13 protein-coding genes and 2 pseudogenes are annotated in these 17529 nt (G+C 72.6%); 6 read left to right on the forward strand and 9 right to left on the reverse strand.

Annotation, left to right across the window (positions count from 1 at the left end):
- Positions 1-8: 8 nt before the first annotated feature.
- From ACE7GA_RS05555 to ACE7GA_RS05590, 8 genes and pseudogenes are all read right to left on the reverse strand, one after another.
- Positions 9-998: an ATP-binding protein gene (locus tag ACE7GA_RS05555; RefSeq protein ID WP_376096812.1), complete on the reverse strand. Its 990-nt coding sequence runs from the start codon at positions 996-998 to the stop codon at positions 9-11.
- The gene (locus ACE7GA_RS05560; RefSeq protein ID WP_376096815.1) at positions 911-3172 is read right to left on the reverse strand and encodes a PAS domain-containing protein; all 2262 of its coding nucleotides are present in this window, start codon (positions 3170-3172) and stop codon (positions 911-913) included. The genes ACE7GA_RS05555 and ACE7GA_RS05560 overlap by 88 nt, the downstream gene beginning before the upstream one ends.
- Positions 3162-5057 (reverse strand): ATP-binding protein, encoded by a 1896-nt coding sequence (locus ACE7GA_RS05565; protein ID WP_376096819.1) that lies wholly within the window; start codon positions 5055-5057, stop codon positions 3162-3164. Before ACE7GA_RS05565 ends, ACE7GA_RS05560 begins: the two co-directional genes overlap by 11 nt.
- Positions 5058-5229: 172 nt before the next feature.
- Positions 5230-6692 (reverse strand): annotated as a pseudogene (locus ACE7GA_RS05570) (Ppx/GppA family phosphatase).
- 77 nt (positions 6693-6769) lie between these two features.
- Positions 6770-8995: an RNA degradosome polyphosphate kinase gene (locus ACE7GA_RS05575; protein WP_376096822.1), complete on the reverse strand. Its 2226-nt coding sequence runs from the start codon at positions 8993-8995 to the stop codon at positions 6770-6772.
- A 19-nt stretch (positions 8996-9014) separates the two neighbouring features.
- A complete protein-coding gene (locus ACE7GA_RS05580) occupies positions 9015-9782 on the reverse strand; it encodes a chromosomal replication initiator DnaA (RefSeq protein WP_376096825.1) in 768 nt (255 codons plus the stop codon).
- Positions 9783-9847: 65 nt separating this feature from the next.
- Positions 9848-11020: an AI-2E family transporter gene (locus ACE7GA_RS05585; protein ID WP_376096828.1), complete on the reverse strand. Its 1173-nt coding sequence runs from the start codon at positions 11018-11020 to the stop codon at positions 9848-9850.
- A 5-nt stretch (positions 11021-11025) separates the two neighbouring features.
- Complete coding sequence (locus ACE7GA_RS05590) at positions 11026-12342, reverse strand: CDP-alcohol phosphatidyltransferase family protein (RefSeq protein ID WP_376096831.1); 1317 nt, start codon at positions 12340-12342, stop codon at positions 11026-11028.
- Positions 12343-12443: 101 nt separating this feature from the next.
- On the opposite strand from ACE7GA_RS05590, the pseudogene purM reads away from it, so the two are divergent.
- The 5 genes and pseudogenes from purM (at position 12444) to ACE7GA_RS05615 (ending at position 15074) form a co-directional block, all read left to right on the forward strand.
- Positions 12444-13594, forward strand: a pseudogene (gene purM / locus ACE7GA_RS05595) (phosphoribosylformylglycinamidine cyclo-ligase).
- A gap of 8 nt (positions 13595-13602) precedes the next feature.
- A complete protein-coding gene (gene purN / locus ACE7GA_RS05600; protein ID WP_376096834.1) occupies positions 13603-14250 on the forward strand; it encodes a phosphoribosylglycinamide formyltransferase in 648 nt (215 codons plus the stop codon).
- Positions 14251-14346: 96 nt separating this feature from the next.
- A complete protein-coding gene (locus ACE7GA_RS05605; protein WP_376096837.1) occupies positions 14347-14505 on the forward strand; it encodes a preprotein translocase subunit SecE in 159 nt (52 codons plus the stop codon).
- Between the two features lie 114 nt (positions 14506-14619).
- Positions 14620-14838: a hypothetical protein gene (locus tag ACE7GA_RS05610; protein WP_376096840.1), complete on the forward strand. Its 219-nt coding sequence runs from the start codon at positions 14620-14622 to the stop codon at positions 14836-14838.
- Positions 14838-15074 carry a hypothetical protein gene (locus ACE7GA_RS05615; RefSeq protein ID WP_376096843.1) on the forward strand — a complete coding sequence of 79 codons (237 nt, stop codon included), beginning with the start codon at positions 14838-14840 and terminating at the stop codon, positions 15072-15074. Before ACE7GA_RS05610 ends, ACE7GA_RS05615 begins: the two co-directional genes overlap by 1 nt.
- On the opposite strand, the gene ACE7GA_RS05620 is transcribed toward ACE7GA_RS05615, so the two are convergent.
- The gene (locus tag ACE7GA_RS05620; protein ID WP_376096846.1) at positions 15071-15901 is read right to left on the reverse strand and encodes a hypothetical protein; all 831 of its coding nucleotides are present in this window, start codon (positions 15899-15901) and stop codon (positions 15071-15073) included. The genes ACE7GA_RS05615 and ACE7GA_RS05620 overlap by 4 nt on opposite strands.
- Positions 15902-16345: 444 nt before the next feature.
- Between ACE7GA_RS05620 and ACE7GA_RS05625 the strand changes: the two genes are divergently transcribed.
- Positions 16346-17284: an IS1 family transposase gene (locus tag ACE7GA_RS05625; protein WP_376096849.1), complete on the forward strand. Its 939-nt coding sequence runs from the start codon at positions 16346-16348 to the stop codon at positions 17282-17284.
- Positions 17285-17529: the final 245 nt, after the last annotated feature.

The following is a 17529-nucleotide window of genomic DNA, read 5'->3' on the forward strand; positions in this document are numbered from 1 at the left end:
CGGGGCGTTCAGCCGACCCGGGCGGCCGTCGCGTCCGCGAGAGAACGCGCGAGGGCGTCGCGGCTGAAGGGCTTGCTGAGCCGGATCAGGTCGGCGGCCGCGCCGTCCTCCAGGTCGGCATAGCCGGAAGCGAGGATCACCGGCAGCCCGGGGCGCGAGGCCGCGACGCGGCGGGCGAGGTCGAGCCCGGTGACGCCGGGCATGGCGTGGTCCGTCACGATGACGTCCGGCACGGCCCCCGCGCGGAGCGCGCGCAGGGCGGCTTCCGCGGAATCCGCCGCCGTCGCCTCGTGGCCGAGATCCGTGACCAGGGCGACGGTGCTGGCGAGGACGAGCGGGTCATCGTCCACGACGAGGACGGAGAGGCGGCGGTCCGGCGCGGCCGGTGCCGCGGCGGGACCGGCATCGTCCGTCGCCGCGGGCGCGGCGGCGCGGGGCAGCCACATCTCCGCCGTCGTGCCGCGGCCCGGCGCGCTGCGCAGCCGCAGCGCGCCGCCGGACTGCTCGCAGAGGCCGTGGACCATGGAGAGGCCGAGGCCGGTGCCGCGCCCGACCTCCTTCGTCGTGAAGAAGGGTTCGGTCGCGCGGGCGAGGGTCTCGGCATCCATGCCGGTGCCGCCGTCGGCGACGGAGAGGACGACCCAGTTCCCCGGTCCGGGAGGCCCAGCGGCGTCGCGCACGGAGGGCGGCAGACCGCCTTCGGGGGCGAGGTCGGGCAAACGGGCCGGGACGTGGCGCAGGGCGATGCGGATCCGGGCCTCCGGGAAGCGGTCGGGCGGCACGGCGTCGCGCGCGTTCACGCAGAGGTTGAGGAGGGCGAGTTCCAGCTGGTTCGGGTCCGTCCGGACCCAGCACGCCGCTTCGCCTGACGGCAGGTCGAACTGGACGGGGACGGCGGGGCCGATGCTCTTCACCACCATCTCGCGGAGCGAGGCGACGAGCGCGGCGGCATCGACCACCTCCATCCGCAGTTCCTGCCGGCGCGCGAAGGCGAGCATGCGCGCGACGAGGGAGGCGCCGCGCTCCGCCGCGCCGGCAATCCCGTCGAGCAGCCTTGCGGCGCCCGCGTCGCCGGCGATTCCCGCGCGCTTGCGCAGCAGCGTGACGCCGGAGGCGACGACCTGGAGGAGGTTGTTGAAGTCGTGCGCGACGCCACCGGTAAGGTGGCCCAGCGCTTCCAGTTTCCGGGCCTGGGCGAAGGGGCCTGGGCGGCTTCCGCGGCTGCGACCGCGTCCCGGACGCGGGCGCGCAGGGTTTCCTCGGCGGCCTTGCGTTCCGTCGCGTCGGCGTAGACGCCGATGACGCGCCGCGTGCCGGGCACGCGGCGGCCGACGGAGGAGATCCAGCGGATCGCGCCGTCCACCGGGCGGCGGATGCGGATCTCCGCGTGGTAGGTACCGTCGCCTTCCATCGCGCGGCGGCGGGCGGCGTCCTGCACGGGGCGGTCCTCCGGCAGGACGACCTTCTCCCAGTCGCGCAGGAGGGAATGGCCGTCGGGCGGCATGGGAAGGCCGAGGAGGCGGAAATGGCCGGAGGAGGCGGTGCCGATGCCGCTGGCCGTGTCCACCTCCCACGCGACGAGGTCGCCGGCTTCCAGCGCAAGGCGCAGCCGTTCCTCCGCCGCGGCGAGAGCCATCTCATTCTCGCGCAGCCGGGCCTCGGCGCGCCGCAGTTCCGTGACGTCGAGGTGGACGCCGCGGATGTGGCGCGCCCGCCCCTGCTCGTCGCGCTCGATCTCGGCGCGCGCGGAGATCGAGCGGAGCTCGCCGGCGGGCGTGACGATCCGGTATTCCTGCGCGTAGGTCGCCTCCCGGCCCGCGATGGCGCGGGCAAACTCGGCGGCGACCCTGTCGCGGTCCTCGCGGTGGATGCGGCGCTCCCAGGCGAGGTGCGGCTCCTCGACGGCTTCGGGCGTGAGGCCGTGCAGCAGCAGGTACTCGGGCGAGCGGAAGTTCTGGAAACGCGGGCCGTCGGGGCCGTGCGTCACCTCGATCTCGAAGCCACCGACGCGGGCCAGGCGCTGCGTCCGGGCCAGCGCGGCCTCGCGGTCGGCGAGGGCGGCGCTGCGCGCGGTGGCCGTGGCGGCGGCGTCGGAGAGGGCCTCGGCGACCTCCGCGACCTCCCGCAGGTCGGTCCGGATGGGCGGCATGGGGCGGCCCGCGCCGAGGGCGGCCGCGCCGGCGGCGAGGCTCCCGATAGACCGCGCGATCCGCCCGCCGACGACGAGCGCGGCGCCGGCCGCGGCGGCGAAGGTCGCGAGGCCGATGGCGGCGAGGGAATAGGCGGCGCGGCGGAGCGGCGCGTCCACCGTCGCGGCAGGCAGGCTGACGGCGACCGTCCAGCCCGAGGCGAGGGCGGCGCCGGCGGCGACGACGGGCACGGCATCCGGGTTGACCGTGCGCCAGACCAGGCCCGCGCTCTCACGCACGCCCGCGACGAACTGGCCGATGGTCTCGTCCGGGCGGGCACTGCGGATGACGATCCTGTTGTTCCGGTCCAGGACCGCGGTCGTCCAGCCCGGACCTGGCGTCGCGCGACGCAGCACGGGGAGGAGGGCGCGGGGGTGCAGACCGATCGCGAGGAAGCGGCGGCGGCCCGCCGCGTCCGACGCGGGCAGGACGATGCCCCAGACCGGCTGCCCCCCGACCGGGTTGGTCGCGAGGTCACCGACATAGACCGCCGTATCGGCTGGGATGGCGCGGAAGGCCGCGTCCAGCGGCGTCGGCGGCAGGGGCGCGTCGAGCGGCAGGGCGGAGTGGAGGAGCAGGCGACCGTCGGTGTCGCGGTAGGCGATAGGACCGCCGAGGAGGCGCGAGACCGCGCCGAGCTGCGCGTGCAGGCGCGGGAGGTCGGCGTCCCGGAACTCGGCCGACGCGGCAACGGCGCGGAGCGCGGCGGCGACGCTGTCCACTTCCGAGTCCACCTCCCGCGCGAGGGCGGTCGCGCGCTGGAGGATGTCGCGCTCCACCGCCCCGCGCTCCCCGGCCGCGAAGCGCCAGGCGAGGAGGCCCGTGAACAGCAGGACGGGCAGCAGGGTGGCGAGCACGAGGAGGACGAGGCGGGCGCGGATGCCGCGGGGGCCGCGCGGCCCCTGGACCGGGCGCGGCGGGTCCGCCGGTCCATGCCCGGCGGCGTCCGGCGCGTCGCGGGCGAGCGCAGGGTCAGCCCGCATCGGCGTCCAGGGCTTCGCGGACCTTGCGCGCCAGGGCGTCGAGGGAGAAGGGCTTGGCGAGGATCGCGGCGCCGGGGCCGGGGAGGTCGTCGGCCATCACCTCCGCAGGCGCGTAGCCCGAGGCGAAGAGGATGCGGAGGTCCGGACGGCGCCGCCGCGCCTCCTCCGCGAGGCGGCGGCCGTTCATGCCGGGCATGACGACGTCGGTCAGCATGAGGCGGATGCCCGGGTTCCCGTCGAGGACCTTCAGCGCCTGGTTCGGCCCGTTGGCGCCGAAGGCGGTGTAGCCGAGGTCGCGGAGCGCGGAGACGACGAACTGGCGCACGCGGTCCTCGTCCTCCACGACGAGGATCGTCTCGTCGCTGCGGCCGGCGAGGGGCACGGCGGTGGCAGCGGAGAGATCGGGGAGCGCGTCGTCCTCCGTCGCGGCGAAGCGCGGGAGGAAGAGGCGGACGGTGGTGCCGGCGCCGAGCTGCGACCGGATCGTGACGTGCCCGCCGGACTGGCGCGCGAAGCCATAGACCTGGGAGAGGCCGAGGCCGGTGCCGCGGCCCGCCTCCTTCGTCGTGAAGAAGGGGTCGAAGGCGCGGGCGGCAACGTCCTCCGGCATGCCCTGGCCCGTGTCGGTGACGGCGATCATGACGTAGTCGCCGGGATCGGCGCCGCCATGCCAGGGGGTGTCGGGGTCGGCGACAGTGACGTTCGCCGTCTCCAGCGTCAGCATGCCGCCGTTGGGCATGGCGTCGCGGGCGTTCACGGCGAGGTTGAGGATCGCGTTCTCCAACTGGCTCGGGTCGGCATGGGTGGGCCAGAGGCCGGGGGTGCGGGGGGTCTCGATCCGGATCGTCTCGCCGAGGGTTCGGCGCAGCAGGTCGGCCATGCCGGCGAGAAGGCGGTACGCGTCCACGGGTTTCGGGGCGAGCGGCTGCAAGCGCGCGAAGGCGAGGAGGCGGTGCGTCAGCGTCGCGGCGCGCTGCGCTCCGTCCAGCGCGCCGGCGACGAAGCGGTCGAGGTCCGTCTCCCCCCGCGCGGCGCGACGACGCAGCAGGTGGAGGTTGCCGATGACGACGGCGAGCATGTTGTTGAAGTCGTGCGCGATGCCGCCGGTGAGTTGGCCGATGGATTCCATCTTCTGCGACTGGCGCAGGCGGTCCTCCAGGCGCTCGCGTTCCGTCATCTCGCCGATCAGGCGTTCGCGGGCAGCGATGGCGGCGTCGCGGTCTGCCTCCGCCGCGCGGGCGCGCCGGAAGGCGTCGCGGGCGGCCAGCAGCGCGCCGAGGCCGATGAGCAGCAGGATCACCGCCGCGCCGGCGAAGAGGGCCTGCGCGCCGCGATCGGCACGTCCCGCGACGTGGAGGAGGCGCGCCTCCTCCTCCAGCCGCAGCGTGTCGTGGGCGTCGCGGACGCGACGCATCTGGTCGGCACCGGCGTTGACGCGGAGGAGGTCCCGCGCGCCGTCCCGGTCGCCGGCGCGCGCACGGGCCAGCACGTCCTCCAGCGTGCGGAGGCGGGCGCCGACGGCGTCGCGCAGCACGGAGATGGCGGGCGCGAGCAAGGGGTCGGCGCCGGACAGGTCGGCGTAGCGGCGGATCGCGGCGTCGAGGGCCGCGCGCTGCGGGGCGAGGTCGCTTTCCCCCTCGGTCAGGAGGGCGCGGCGCTGCTCGGCCTCCGCGGCCTGGAGGAGGGTCGGGACGGCGGCGAGGGTGTCGAGCCGGGTGAGCGCGTCCCGCAGGCGGTCGGAGACGTCGGCGCCGCGGAGCGCGTACCAGGCGAAGCCCGCCGCGGCCCCGAGCAGGAGGGCGAGGCCGGCCAGGACCGGCAACAGCCGCCCGCGTCCCCCGTCCCGAGCAGCCGCGCGGCGGACCCGGGCGTTGGGTTCCGGCACGTGAAATCTTTCCCCCTCAGGCCGGAGCATATGGCGGGGGATGGCCGGGCGTCACCCCGGGGCTGGGTGGCGGGCTGGCGTGGTGCGGGTGGTCCCGGGAGGAAGACCCTGCCTTCCTTCGGGGCCACAAGCGCCACGCCACCCGGCCGCCGCGCCACCCGGCCGCCACGCCTCAGGCGCGGGCGACCTCGACCATCGCGTCCAGGCCGACGGTTTCGGCGAGCGCGTCGAGGCGGCGCTGGACGCTTTCGCCCGCGAAGACGCCGCGGCCTTCCTCCAGGCGGAGGACGAGTTGCGCGCCGCGGCGGAGGAGGGAGGTGCCGGCGAGCAGGGCGTGGGTGCCGCCGGAGAGGGTGTAGGCGAGGCGCAGCGCGGCGCCGAGGGCCTCGGCGCGGGCCTGGACGGCGGTGCCGAGCAGGGCGCGGGCGGGGGCGAGGACCGAGGGGTTCGCCGCCTCGTAGCGAAGCGCGACGGCGAGGGCGAGGAAGGCACGGGAGTGGTGATCGAGGCCGATGCCGGGCTGGCGGAGCACGCGGAAGAAGGACTGTTCCGCGCGGTAGTCCGGGTGGTCGTGGGCGCCGGTGTCGGACACCCAGCACGCCGCGACGCGGAGCGCCGCCTCGTTCGGGGACTCCTCGGGGAAGAGGGGGCGGTCCAGGTGGCGAGCGCCGGCGGGAGGGTGGGGTCGCGGCCGAAGCGGAGGTCGAGCCCGCGGACGGCGGACATCAGCGGGTCCTCCGTCCGGACGGCGGCGGGGAGGAGGCGGGCGTACCAGCCCTCCCGCAGTCCGTTCGCGGAGAAGACCACGCGGCGGGCGCCGGAGAGGCGGAGGAGGCGGCGCAGGGCGACGGCCGCGAAGGGGAGGTCGGCGGCGCGCTTGAGCGGGGCGCCGGGCAGGCGCTCCGGCTTCTGCGCGGCGATCACGACGGCGCAGAGGTCGCGCGCTTCCTCCCGCCGCAGGACGTAGTGATGGACGATGGACAGGGGGTAGCCGGTCTGGGCCATGTGGATGCGGGCGAGCGCGCGCCAGGCTCCGCCGACGAGGTAGAGGTCGCGTTCCCGCGCGCGGTTGAGCCAGGGGAGGGCGGAGAGGTCGGCCTCCGCGACGGCGCGGGCCCGGGTGAGGTCGCCGCCGGAGCGGTCGGCGAGGCGGATGGTGCCGAGGGGAAGGCTGTCCACCTCGCCGACGCGGCCCGCATCGAGTTCGACGACCTCCAGGGAACCGCCGCCGAGGTCGCCGAGGATGCCGTCGGCGCCGGGGACGCCGAGGAGGAGACCATCGGCGGACATGCGGGCTTCCTCGGCGCCCGTCAGGATGCGGAGGGGGACGCCGGGCATGCGGGCGCGGACGGCGTCGGCAAAGGCGGAGCCGTTGGAGGCGTCGCGCATCGCGGCGGTCGCGAGGATCTCGAGCGGCGCGGCGCCCATGGCGCGGGCGATGGCGTGGTAACGGCCGAGGATGGTGAGGGCGGCGTCCACCGCCTCCTCGTTCAGCCGGCCCGTGACCTGGAGGCCGCGGCCGAGGCCGAGCACCGCCTTCTCGTTGAAGATCGGGACGGGGTTGCGGCAGCAGCCCTCGAAGATCACGAGGCGGACGGAGTTGGAGCCGAGGTCCACGACGCCGGAACGCGGCAGTCCCGGCTGGTCCGGGGACGGCGCCGGCGGGGCGACGACGCCGGGGAGGGGCGGCTGGGCGTCCAAGGGCAGGGCGGTCAGTCCTGGCGACGCGGCGCCATGGCCCGCCGGCGCGGGGCGATGCGGGCCGCTTCCTGGCTGGGACGGTGCAGCGCGGAGCCGCGGCCGGAGAGGGAGGGGTTGGTCATGAAGTACTCGTGGGCCGAGAGGGGTTCCTTCGCGGTGTTCACACGCCGGTAGACCCCGTCGGGTTGCAGTTCCCAGGACTGCACGTTGTCCTTCAGGTTCACGACCATGATCTGGTCGAGGATCTGGGCGTGGACGGTCGGGTTCTCGACGGGGACCATCGTTTCGACCCGCATGTCCATGTTGCGCGCCATCCAGTCGGCCGAGGAGATGAAGACGCGGGCGCGGCGGGACGGCAGCCGATGGCCGTTGCCGAAGACATAGATGCGGGAGTGTTCGAGGAAGCGCCCGACGATGGACTTCACGCGGATGTTCTCGCTCATGCCCGGAACGCCGGGGCGGAGGCAGCAGATGCCGCGGACGATGCAGTCCACGCGCACGCCGGCGTCGCTGGCGCGGTAGAGGGCGTCGATCAGGTTCTCGTCCACGAGGGAGTTCATCTTGAGCCAGATGCCGGCGGGGCGGCCTTCGCGGGCATTGGCGATCTCCGCCTCGATGAGAGCCATCATGGCGGGGCGGATGGTGAGGGGGGAGAAGGCGAGGGATTCCATCGTCTCGGGCCGCGCGTAGCCCGTCATGTAGTTGAACAGGCGGGCCGCGTCGCGCGTCAGCCCCGGATCGGTCGTGAAGAAGGAGATGTCGGTGTAAATGCGCGCGGTGACCGGGTGGTAGTTGCCCGTACCGAAATGCGCGTAGGAGCGCAGGCCGCTGGCCTCGCGGCGTGTGACAAGCGAGACCTTCGCATGGGTCTTGAGGTCCACGAAGCCGTAGACGACCTGCACGCCCGCGGCTTCCAGTTCGCGCGCGAGGGCGATGTTGCGTTCCTCGTCGAAGCGCGCCTTGAGTTCCACGATGCCGGTGACGGACTTGCCGGCCTCCGACGCCTCGATCAGCGCGCGGGCGATCGGGCTGTCGCGGGAGGTGCGGTAGAGCGTCTGCTTGATCGAGACGACGGCGGGGTCCGCCGCGGCCTGGCGGAGGAACTGCACGACGACGTCGAAGGATTCGTAGGGGTGGTGGACGACGATGTCCTTCGCGCGGATCGCCGCGAAGCAGTCGCCGCCGAAATCCACGACGCGTTCGGGGAAGCGCGGCGTGTAGGGCTTGAACAGCAGGTCGGGCCGGTCGTCGAGGATGAGTTGCGTGAGGTCGGAGAGGCCGAGCAGGCCTTCGACCTGGAACATCTCGGCTCGCGGGGCGTCGAGTTCCTCCGCGACGAATTCCGCCATGTCGGCGGGGGTGTCGCCGGTCACGGAGAGGCGGATGGCCCGGCCGCGGCGGCGGCGCTTCAGCGCGGTCTCGTAGGAACGGACGAGGTCCTCCGCCTCTTCCTCGAACTCCACGTCGGTGTCGCGGATCAGGCGGAACAGGCCGCGTTCCGCGAGGATGAAGCCGGGGAAGAGGCGCTGGAGGTTGAGGAGGATCAGGTCCTCCAGCAGCAGGAAGCGCGCGGGGCCGCCGGGTTCGGTCGGCAGGCGGATGAAGCGGTCCACCTGCGGCGGGAGCGGCAGCAGGGCGCGCATCGTGCCGCCGTCTTCCTCCCGCACCAACTTCATGACGAGGCAGAGGGCGAGGTTGGCGATGAAGGGGAAGGGGTGCGCCGGGTCCACCGCGAGTGGCGTCAGGACGGGGAAGACGCGGTCCATGAACCAGGCGGCGAGCCATTCGCGGTCCCCTTCGGACAGCGCGGCGGGATCGGCGACGACGATCCCGACCTCGGCCAGTGCGACGCGAAGGGAGGCCCAGGCCTGCTGCTGACGGATCAGGAGGCGCCCGGCGCGTTCGTGGATGGCGGCGAGTTGCTGCGTCGGCGTCAGCCCGTCGGGCGAGATGGCGGCGATCCCCGCGCGTTCCTGGCCGACGAGGCCGGCGACGCGGACGGAGTAGAACTCATCGAGGTTGGAGGCGGAGATCGCGACGAAGCGGAGGCGTTCGAGAAGCGGGTGGCGCTCGTTCGCGGCCTCGTCCAGCACGCGCTCGTTGAAGGCGAGCCAGGACAACTCGCGATTGATGAAGCGGCCCGGGTCGTCAAGGGGGATGGGCGACGTCGCGGCCGGTGCGGCGGGCGCGACCGTCACCTGCGAGGGGGCCTCGGCCGGGGGCGGGTTCGTGTCCATGGGCGGAACCTAGCCCGGACTACAGCAGCGTGCCCATCACCGGGGGCGGCGGGGGACGGCGTGCCACCGAATCGTCATCGGCGGAATGATCCTCCGCATGCGGTTCCAGCAGGTCGGCGAGGGTGGCGCGGGCCAGGGCTCGGGTGATGGCGCGGCCGTCCGCCATGGCGGCGCGGTCGAGGCGGGCGGCGACCTCGGACAGGACCGCGGCCTCCCGCGGCAGGCGGGCGAGGAGCCAGTACACGAGCGCCGGCTCGATGCGGAGTTGGCGGGCGGAGAACTGGCGGGTCAGGAGGGCGCGGAGGAGGGATTCGGAGGGCTGCTCGACCTCGGCGGTGGAGGTGGCGCGGAGGCGGGAGGCGAGGTCGGGCAGGCGCACCGGCCAGCGGGAGGGCGCGGCGCGGCCGACGAGAAGCAGGAGGTGCCCGCCTTCCGCGCAAGCGTTGATCAGGTGGAACAGCGCGGCCTCGTCCGGGACCAGATCGGCGTCGTCGAGCGCGGTCGGGCCGGCGGGGGGCAGGCCGCGGAGTTCGGCGCCGCGGAGGATGCGGAGTTCCAGCCGCCGCGCGGCCTGGGCGAGGTAGGCGGACTTGCCGCAGCCCTCCGGCCCGTGGATCGCGAGGCGGCCGAAGGGCCAGGAGAGGGGGTCAGCGAGCCAGGTGCGGACGACGGCGTTGGAGGGGTCGGGGATGGGGTCCGCCAGGGGCTCCGGCCGCACCGCGAGCGGGAGGGGGAGTTGGCGCGCGATCGGGGTCTGATGGTCCGGTGTCACGGGGCGGGGCGTCACGGGGCGGAGGGTAGCGCGCGCGCCCGAGTCGCGCGAATCGCGCGATGGTGTCGGCGCGATGCGGTTCAGGATCCCGTCCGCGGCGGGTCGAGGTAGAGCGGGCTCTCGAGGTAGCGCCGCAGCCAGTAGCGCGCGAGCACGCCGATGGCCGCCGCGATCGGCACGGCCAGCAGCACGCCGAGGAAGCCGAAGGCGACGCCGCCGGCGAAGAGGGCGAAGATCACCCAGACCGCGTGCAGTTCGACGCGGTTGCCGAGGAGGCGGGGGTAGATGATGTAGCCCTCGACGATCTGGCCGACGAGGAAGACGCCGAAGACCGTCGCGACGCCGCGCCAGGTGCCGAACTGGCCCATGGCGACGAGGACCGCCGTCGCCATGCCGGTGAAGGAACCGACATAGGGCACGAAGGTCAGCATGCCCGCGAGCATCCCGATCAGCAGTCCGAGTTCGAGGCCGACCGCGGAGAGGGCGAGCGCGTAGTACACCGCCAGCAGCGCGCAGCAGAGGAGCTGTCCGCGCAGCCAGGCGGAGAGCACGCGGTCCGTATCGAAGGCGAGCTGGCGAAGGACGGCGGCGTTGCGGCGGGGCAGCCAGGATTCGACGCGCGCGATCATCCGCGGCCAGTCGCGCAGGAGGTAGAAGGCGACGATCGGCGTCACGATGACGAAGGTGAAGACGTTGAAGATGGCGTAGCCGCCGCCGAGCAGCCGCGTGGCGGAGCTGCCGAGCCAGACGACGATGGAGCCGACCTGGCTGACCGCGAGGTCCTTCAGGCGGGGGTCGAGTTCCAGCGGGGCGATCGCCTCCTCGGCCGCGGCGAGCGCGTCCGCGAGGGTCGCCCCGATCCGCGCGACGTAGGCCGGCAGTCGCGTGAGCAGCACGCCGATCTGCGCGATGATGAGGGGGTAGAGGAGGACGACGGCGAGCAGCGCGAAGGCCAGCAGCGCCGTGACGAGGAGGCCGGAGGCAAGGCCGCGCGGGATCGCGATGCGCGACATCCGCGTCGCCAGCGGATCGACGAAGTAGGCGATCGCGACCGCCAGCACGAAGGGCGTGAGGATCGCCGAGAAGAACCACAGCAGGAAGAACAGCGTGCCGAGCACGCCGAGGACGAGGGCGAGCCTCTGGCCCCGCGTCGCGGTCCGCGCGCCGGGGGACGCGGTGACGGCGGAGGGCGGCAGGGCGGGCCGCATCGGCGGGCGCGGCGGGGCGGGCAGGTTGGTCGGGCCGTCGCGCATGACGTTCAGCCCGCCGTGCCGCGCGCGGCGGCGCGGACATAGGCGGCGCCGGAGGCGATGGTCGTGCCGGCGACGATCCAGACGAGCGCCGGCAGGAGCCAGCCGGCGGGGAGGGCGAAGCCTTCGAGCAGCAGGGCGAGGCCGGCGAGCGCGATCTGGGCGAAGGTGTTGACCTTCGAGACGAAGAGCGGGCGGATCGCCGGCGCCGTGCCCATCAGGGCCAGCACCAGCACGCCGCCGACGATCAGCAGGTCCCGGAAGACGACGAGGATGGCGAGCCAGTCCGGCAGCACGCCGATGATCGCGAGGGCGACGTACATGGAGACGAGCAGCGCCTTGTCCGCCACGGGATCCAGCACGGCGCCGAGGAAGGAGCGGGCGTTGCGGACGCGGGCCCACCAGCCGTCGATGGCGTCCGACACGCCGGCGCCGACGAAGAGGAGGAAGGCGAGGTCCAGGCGGCGCTGGATGACGAGCCAGACGGTCACCGGCACGGCGCAGAGCCGCAGCAGGGTGATGACGTTGGGGACGGTGAACAGCCCGCCCTCCGCGCGGGACGCGCCCGCGCGGCCATCGGGGGGCGGGGCGTTGTCAGGCGCCTCCGGCAAGGCCGACGCGCCAGCCCGGGGGTGGCGTGGAGGGGCGCGGCATGCCCGCGGGGAGCGGCGCCGGCGCGACCGGGGCCAGGGCGATGCCGCCCCGCGCGAGTTCGGCCGCGGCGAGGTTCGGGGGGACCGCAGGCCGATGCGCAGCCGCGCCCCGTCCACCGAGATCGCGAGGATGTCCACGCTGGCGACCGCGGGCTGCGACAGCAGGCGCCGGCGGAGGGCGACCCATTCCTGCAGCGAGCGGAAGTTCGTCCCGGCGTCGAGGTAGGCAGTGGCCGGGAGGGACCCGGCCGGGGGCGGTGCGGCGGCGGTGGCCTCGCCGCCGGGCGGGGTCCCCTCCCCTCCCGGCGGGCGGCCGCCGAGGTTGGCCACGCGGCGGGCGTTGAAGCGGACGGTGTAGCGGCCGGAATAGCCGTTCAGCGTCGTCCGTTCCTCCTCGACGATCAGGCTATCCACGAGGGATTCGACGTTTCCCGGGCGGGAGGTGATGCCGAGCTGTTCCGCCATGCGGTCGAAGGCGATGCGCTGGGCGTTGGCGATGGCGCGTTCGCGGGCGATGACGGCGTTCTCGGCGGTGGCTTCGGCGGGCACGCCGCGCTGAACCAGGGCTTCCTGGGCAATGGCCGGGACGGCGAACAGCAGGGCCGCCAGGACCGCCCCGATTGCGGAGCGGCGCCGGACATGATGCTTTGCCGCCGAGACCACACCCCGCATCGCCGCTCCGCATCCAGAACCCGCGGATCGGCGCCCGGTGCCGGGGACCGGGCCGGGGCACCGATCCGGGCCGCCGAAGCCTTACCCGATCAAGGGCCGCCATGACCAGACCGACCGACCGCGACGCCCTGACCTCCAACGCCCTGACGTACAAGGATGCGGGCGTGGACATCGAGGCGGGCGACGCGCTGGTGGACCGCATCAAGCCGCTGGCGCGTTCGACCGACCGCGCGGGGACGATGGGCGGGCTGGGCGGGTTCGGCGCGCTGTTCGACCTTCGCGCGGCGGGCTTCACGGACCCGGTGCTGGTGTCCTCCACCGACGGCGTGGGGACCAAGTTGCGCCTGGCGATCGAGGCGGGGCGGCACGGGACGGTCGGCGTGGACCTCGTCGCGATGTGCGTGAACGACCTCGTCGTGCAGGGGGCGGAGCCGCTGTTCTTCCTCGACTACTTCGCGACGGGCGCGCTGGACGTGGCGCAGGCGGCGGAGGTCGTTTCCGGCATCGCGGAGGGTTGCCGGCAGGCGGGCTGCGCGCTGGTGGGTGGCGAGACGGCGGAGATGCCGGGGATGTATGCGCGCGGGGATTACGACCTTGCGGGCTTCTCGGTCGGGGCGGCGGAGCGGGGGCGCTGCTGCCGCGGGGCGATGTGGGACCTGGCGACGTGGTGCTCGGGCTCGCGTCGTCGGGGGTGCATTCCAACGGGTATTCGCTGGTGCGGCGGATCGTCGCGGACGGGAATACCGGGCTGGGGGATCCAGCGCCCTTCGCTTCGGGGCGCTCGCTGGGCGAGGCGCTGCTGGAGCCGACGCGGATCTACGTGAAGCCGGTGCTCGCGCTGCACCGCGCAGGGCTGCTGAAGGCGGCGGCGCATATCACGGGTGGCGGGCTGCCGGGCAACCTGCCGCGCGTCCTGCCGGCGGGGATGGTCGCGGTGCTGGATGGCCGATCCTGGCCGGTGCCGCCCGTCTTCGGCTGGCTGGCGCAGCGCGGCGGCGTGGCGGCGGAGGAGATGCTGCGGGTCTTCAACTGCGGCATCGGCATGGCCCTCGTCGTCGCTGAGGCGGATGCGGCGGCCGCGACCGCCCTTCTGAGGGAGCATGGCGAGGCCGTGCACCGCATCGGCCGGATCGAGGCCGGTGAAGATCGGGCCGGTGAAGATCGGGCCGGTGAAGATCGGGCCGGCGAGGATGGGGCGGGCGTGGGTGAGGCGGCGGTGCGGGTGGGCGGCCTCGGCGCGGCGTGGCCGTGACGGGGCGCGTGCGGACCGCCGTCCTGATCTCCGGCCGGGGCAGCAACCTCGGCGCGCTCATCGCGGCCGCGGCGGCGCCGGACTACCCGGCGGAGATGGCGCTGGTGCTTTCGAACCGCGGCGAGGCGGCGGGGCTCGAGCGGGCGCGGGAGGCCGGCATTCCGACGGCCGTGGTGGACAGCCGCCGCTTCGGCCGCGACCGCGCCGCCTTCGAGGCGGAGGTCGGGGCGGCGCTGTCGGCGCACCGGGTGCGGCTGCTGGTGCTCGCGGGCTTCATGCGCGTGCTGACGCAACCCTTCGTGCGGGAGTGGCAAGGGCGGATGATCAACATCCATCCCAGCCTGCTGCCCGCCTTCCCCGGGCTGGACACCCATGCCCGTGCGCTCGCGGCAGGGGTGCGGCTGCATGGCTGCACCGTACACTTCGTCAGCCCCGGCGTGGACGAGGGGCCGGCGATCGCGCAGGCGGCCGTGCCCGTGCTGCCGGGGGACGACGCGGCGACGCTCGCGGCCCGGGTGCTGGAGCAGGAGCACCGGTTGCTGCCCGCCTGCCTCGCCTGGCTGGCGCGAGGGGAGGCGGTGCTGGTGGGCGGTGCGGTTCGGCTGTCGGGGGCCGTCGGCGCGGCGTCGGGGGCGCTCGCCAACCCGCTGCCCTGACCCTGGCCACCCCTCTGCCCCCCCTTGCCAACCCCTTGTCCCGGCGATCCGCGGCACTTACACGCTGGCGCGACTTCCACAGCGCGGGACCCCGACGTGGCCGACCACAGCGACCAGTACGAGCTCGCCACCGTGACGTCCCAGGACATCCTGCCGGAGCGTCAGGCCGGCTGGAACACCTTCACCCGCACCGCGACCTGGGCGATCGCGATCATCGCAGTGCTGCTGATCGCGCTGAAGGTGCTGTTCGGGTAGGCCAGTCGCGGCGGGGTCGGGTAGTGTCTCAGTTTGAAGTTGGGGCCTGACCGGGCACCCCATCGCACCCGTGGCCGATCGTCCCTATGCTTGGCGGCAAGCAGGGAGGATCGCATGGCAGACGACGATCTTCAGTCGCCGCAAGGCCAGCGCGATTTCATCCGCGATGCCGTGCGGCGGCTGATTGAGAAGCACAAAGCCGAGCTTGGGAAGGAGTACGCCCGGGCTGAGCGGGACGGGAAGGTGCCGCGCCGGAGCAACCAGTACGGGATGGACGCTGAACGCTACGGCGAGAGGCTGATTGACGACGGCCTGCGGAAAGGTTGGCTCTGATGCCCAAAGGACCACAGGGCCAGAAGCGTCCCGCAGACGTGATCGGTAACGCCGTCCGCGTTATGCGGATCGCGACGGGGGAGGAGCCGGAGGACGTGCCGCCCCCGCCCGCGAAGGACGAAGCGGCCGCCACGCTCGGCCGAAAGGGCGGCCGGGCGCGGGCGGACGCAATGACGCCGGAGCAGCGGGCGGAGGTCGCGCGGAAGGCGGCGGTGAAACGTTGGAGCGAGCGCTAGTTCAACATGTCTTTCATCTGCTCAAGCCGCCGCTTCTGTCGCTCTACGTAATTGCTGATCGCGTCGAGAAGGCTTTCGTCCAGTGGGCCGCTTGCAACCAGTTTCACGTACTGGTTAGGCCCTCCCTCCTCGGTGAACACGATGCGCTCGGCTTCCATGAGTGGAACCCCCCGTTGCGGAGCGGCCGGCAGAACGGCGGGCGCTGGCGCTTGTTGAACCGGTACAAGTGCACGATTCTCACGCAGTTCCGTGTTCATGTCACCAGGCAAATCCAGCCCAAAAGGGTCATCGATTGGCTGTTCAGGGGTTCCCATGAGGCCGGCGAAGGTAAGCGTTCCGATGTACTCCTCGATAAGCTCGTTAGCCGACTGATCGCTGAACGACGCCAGACCCGCCAGTCGCCGCTCGAAGGTTAGCAGCGATTTCAGCGTGTCCGTTGAGGGAGGAGCACCACGATACTTGTCCCAAAGCTCTCGGTGGATCTTCGGCATCAGGGCAGCTGATTTGAGAGCGTCTTGGCGTTCCGGGCTATCCGGCCGCTTATCCAGAACAAGACGCAACCCGAGCTTCGTCAGCCGGATCTTCCGCTTTTCTCCACTACCTTCGTCCTCTACCAACCCGAAGTGCTTCAGGGCGGCGGCGGTCTGGATCGCGCCACTGCTGTTCGCCGAGTAGCCCCAGGCCTTAGCGACGACACCGACGAGCGCAGGGTGATCGCGCTCCACGGCAAACATTTGCCCGGCGCGCTCGATTGCCCGCTGGAGACCTATGTAGGGGAACGGCGGGCTCCGATGCTTAGCCGAACCACCCTCTGCCACATCACTCATTTATGCCTCCCGCCTGCCATCTGCTCCGCGACCGTTCTGACATACTACGTCGCCCACAGAAGTAGCCACATCGAAACATCACAAAGATGTGACTGATGTGAAGGGGAGACATAGCGATGCCGCTCGCTGTAGGTTGCGTTGGCCAGGAACGGAGATTCGAGATGAGGAGGGTGACGGCCCCTACGCCCATGCCCACCGGCGCTGGGGGCCAAGACGAGAAGACCCGCCACGCGATCCCCTAGCAAGGAACGTGGCGGGTCTTGGTAGGCGCTTCAGTGCGGGGCGGCCGATGGCACAGGGTCCGGGGCTCGTACCCCGGGTGTGGGAGTTGGGATCTCCCCCGCCCCGCCGCGAGAGATAGCACGTCTTGAGGATGGTTGAATCCCCCCTCAAGGCGATCTTTTTTGCTTGACGCTAAGCATGAAAGTTCATGTCATGCCGGGCATGAACAAGCTCCCGCCTGCGAAGCGCGCCGCGATCCTGACGATGCTTTGCGAGGGTGCCTCCATGCGGTCTGTCTCCCGCATGGCAGACGTGAGCATCAACACGGTGAGCAAGCTCCTCGTGGACGCGGGCGAGGCGTGCATGGCGCACCACGACGAGACGGTGCGCGGCGTGAACGCCAAGCGCGTCCAGTGCGACGAAATCTGGTCCTTCTGCTACGCGAAGGCGAAGAACGTCGCGACCGCCAAGGCCGCGCCGGAGGAGGCTGGCGACGTGTGGACGTGGACCGCGCTGGATGCGGACTCCAAGCTGATCATCTCCTACCTCATCAGCGGGCGCGACGCAGGCTACGCGGCAGCGTTCATGGACGACGTGGCGGACCGCCTCGCCAACCGGGTGCAGCTCACCACGGACGGCCACAAGGCGTACCTGACGGCTGTTGAAGGCGCCTTCGGCGCCGACGTGGGTTACGCCATGCTCGTGAAGGTCTATGGCGACGCACCGGACGGCGCGAAGGGCCGCTACTCCCCGGCCGACTGCACCGTGACCCACAAGATCCGCATCGAGCGCCGCCCCGACGCGAAGCATGTCAGCACGTCCTACGTCGAGCGTCAGAACCTCACGATGCGGATGCACATGCGGCGGTTCACGCGGCTGACGAACGGGTTCAGCAAGAAGGGCCTGCCGCACGCGCACATGGTCGCGCTCTACACCTGCTGGTACAACTTCGTCCGCATCCACAAGACGCTCCGCTGCACGCCCGCGATGGCGGCTGGCGTCACGGATCGGCTGTGGTCCATGGAGGACGTGGTGGCGCTGCTGGACGCGCGGGAGGCTCCCCCGGCCAAGCGTGGTCCCTACAAGCCGCGTCAGGCGAAGGCGGTATCATCCTCAACATCGTTGATCGGCGGACCAATCCTCACCGCTGGAAGAGGATAGACGCCATCATCGAAGCGACGTGGCACGACAACGCTTTCGGGGCGGATCAGGCTGAGCCCGATTACCGTGAGCCAGGGTTTGCAGGGCGCAATAGCCTCTCCGTCGCCGACGCGGTCATCTGGGCATCATCCTTTGACGTGCCCCTGACCCTTTACCTCTATGACGAAGGCAGCGACGCCGTGACCGATTGGCCAGCCCGGATTTCAAAGTGAGACACTACCGGGTCGGCCTATGCGCTGGCGACG

Source organism: Roseomonas sp. CCTCC AB2023176 (assembly GCF_042259275.1).
GTDB lineage: Bacteria > Pseudomonadota > Alphaproteobacteria > Acetobacterales > Acetobacteraceae > Roseomonas.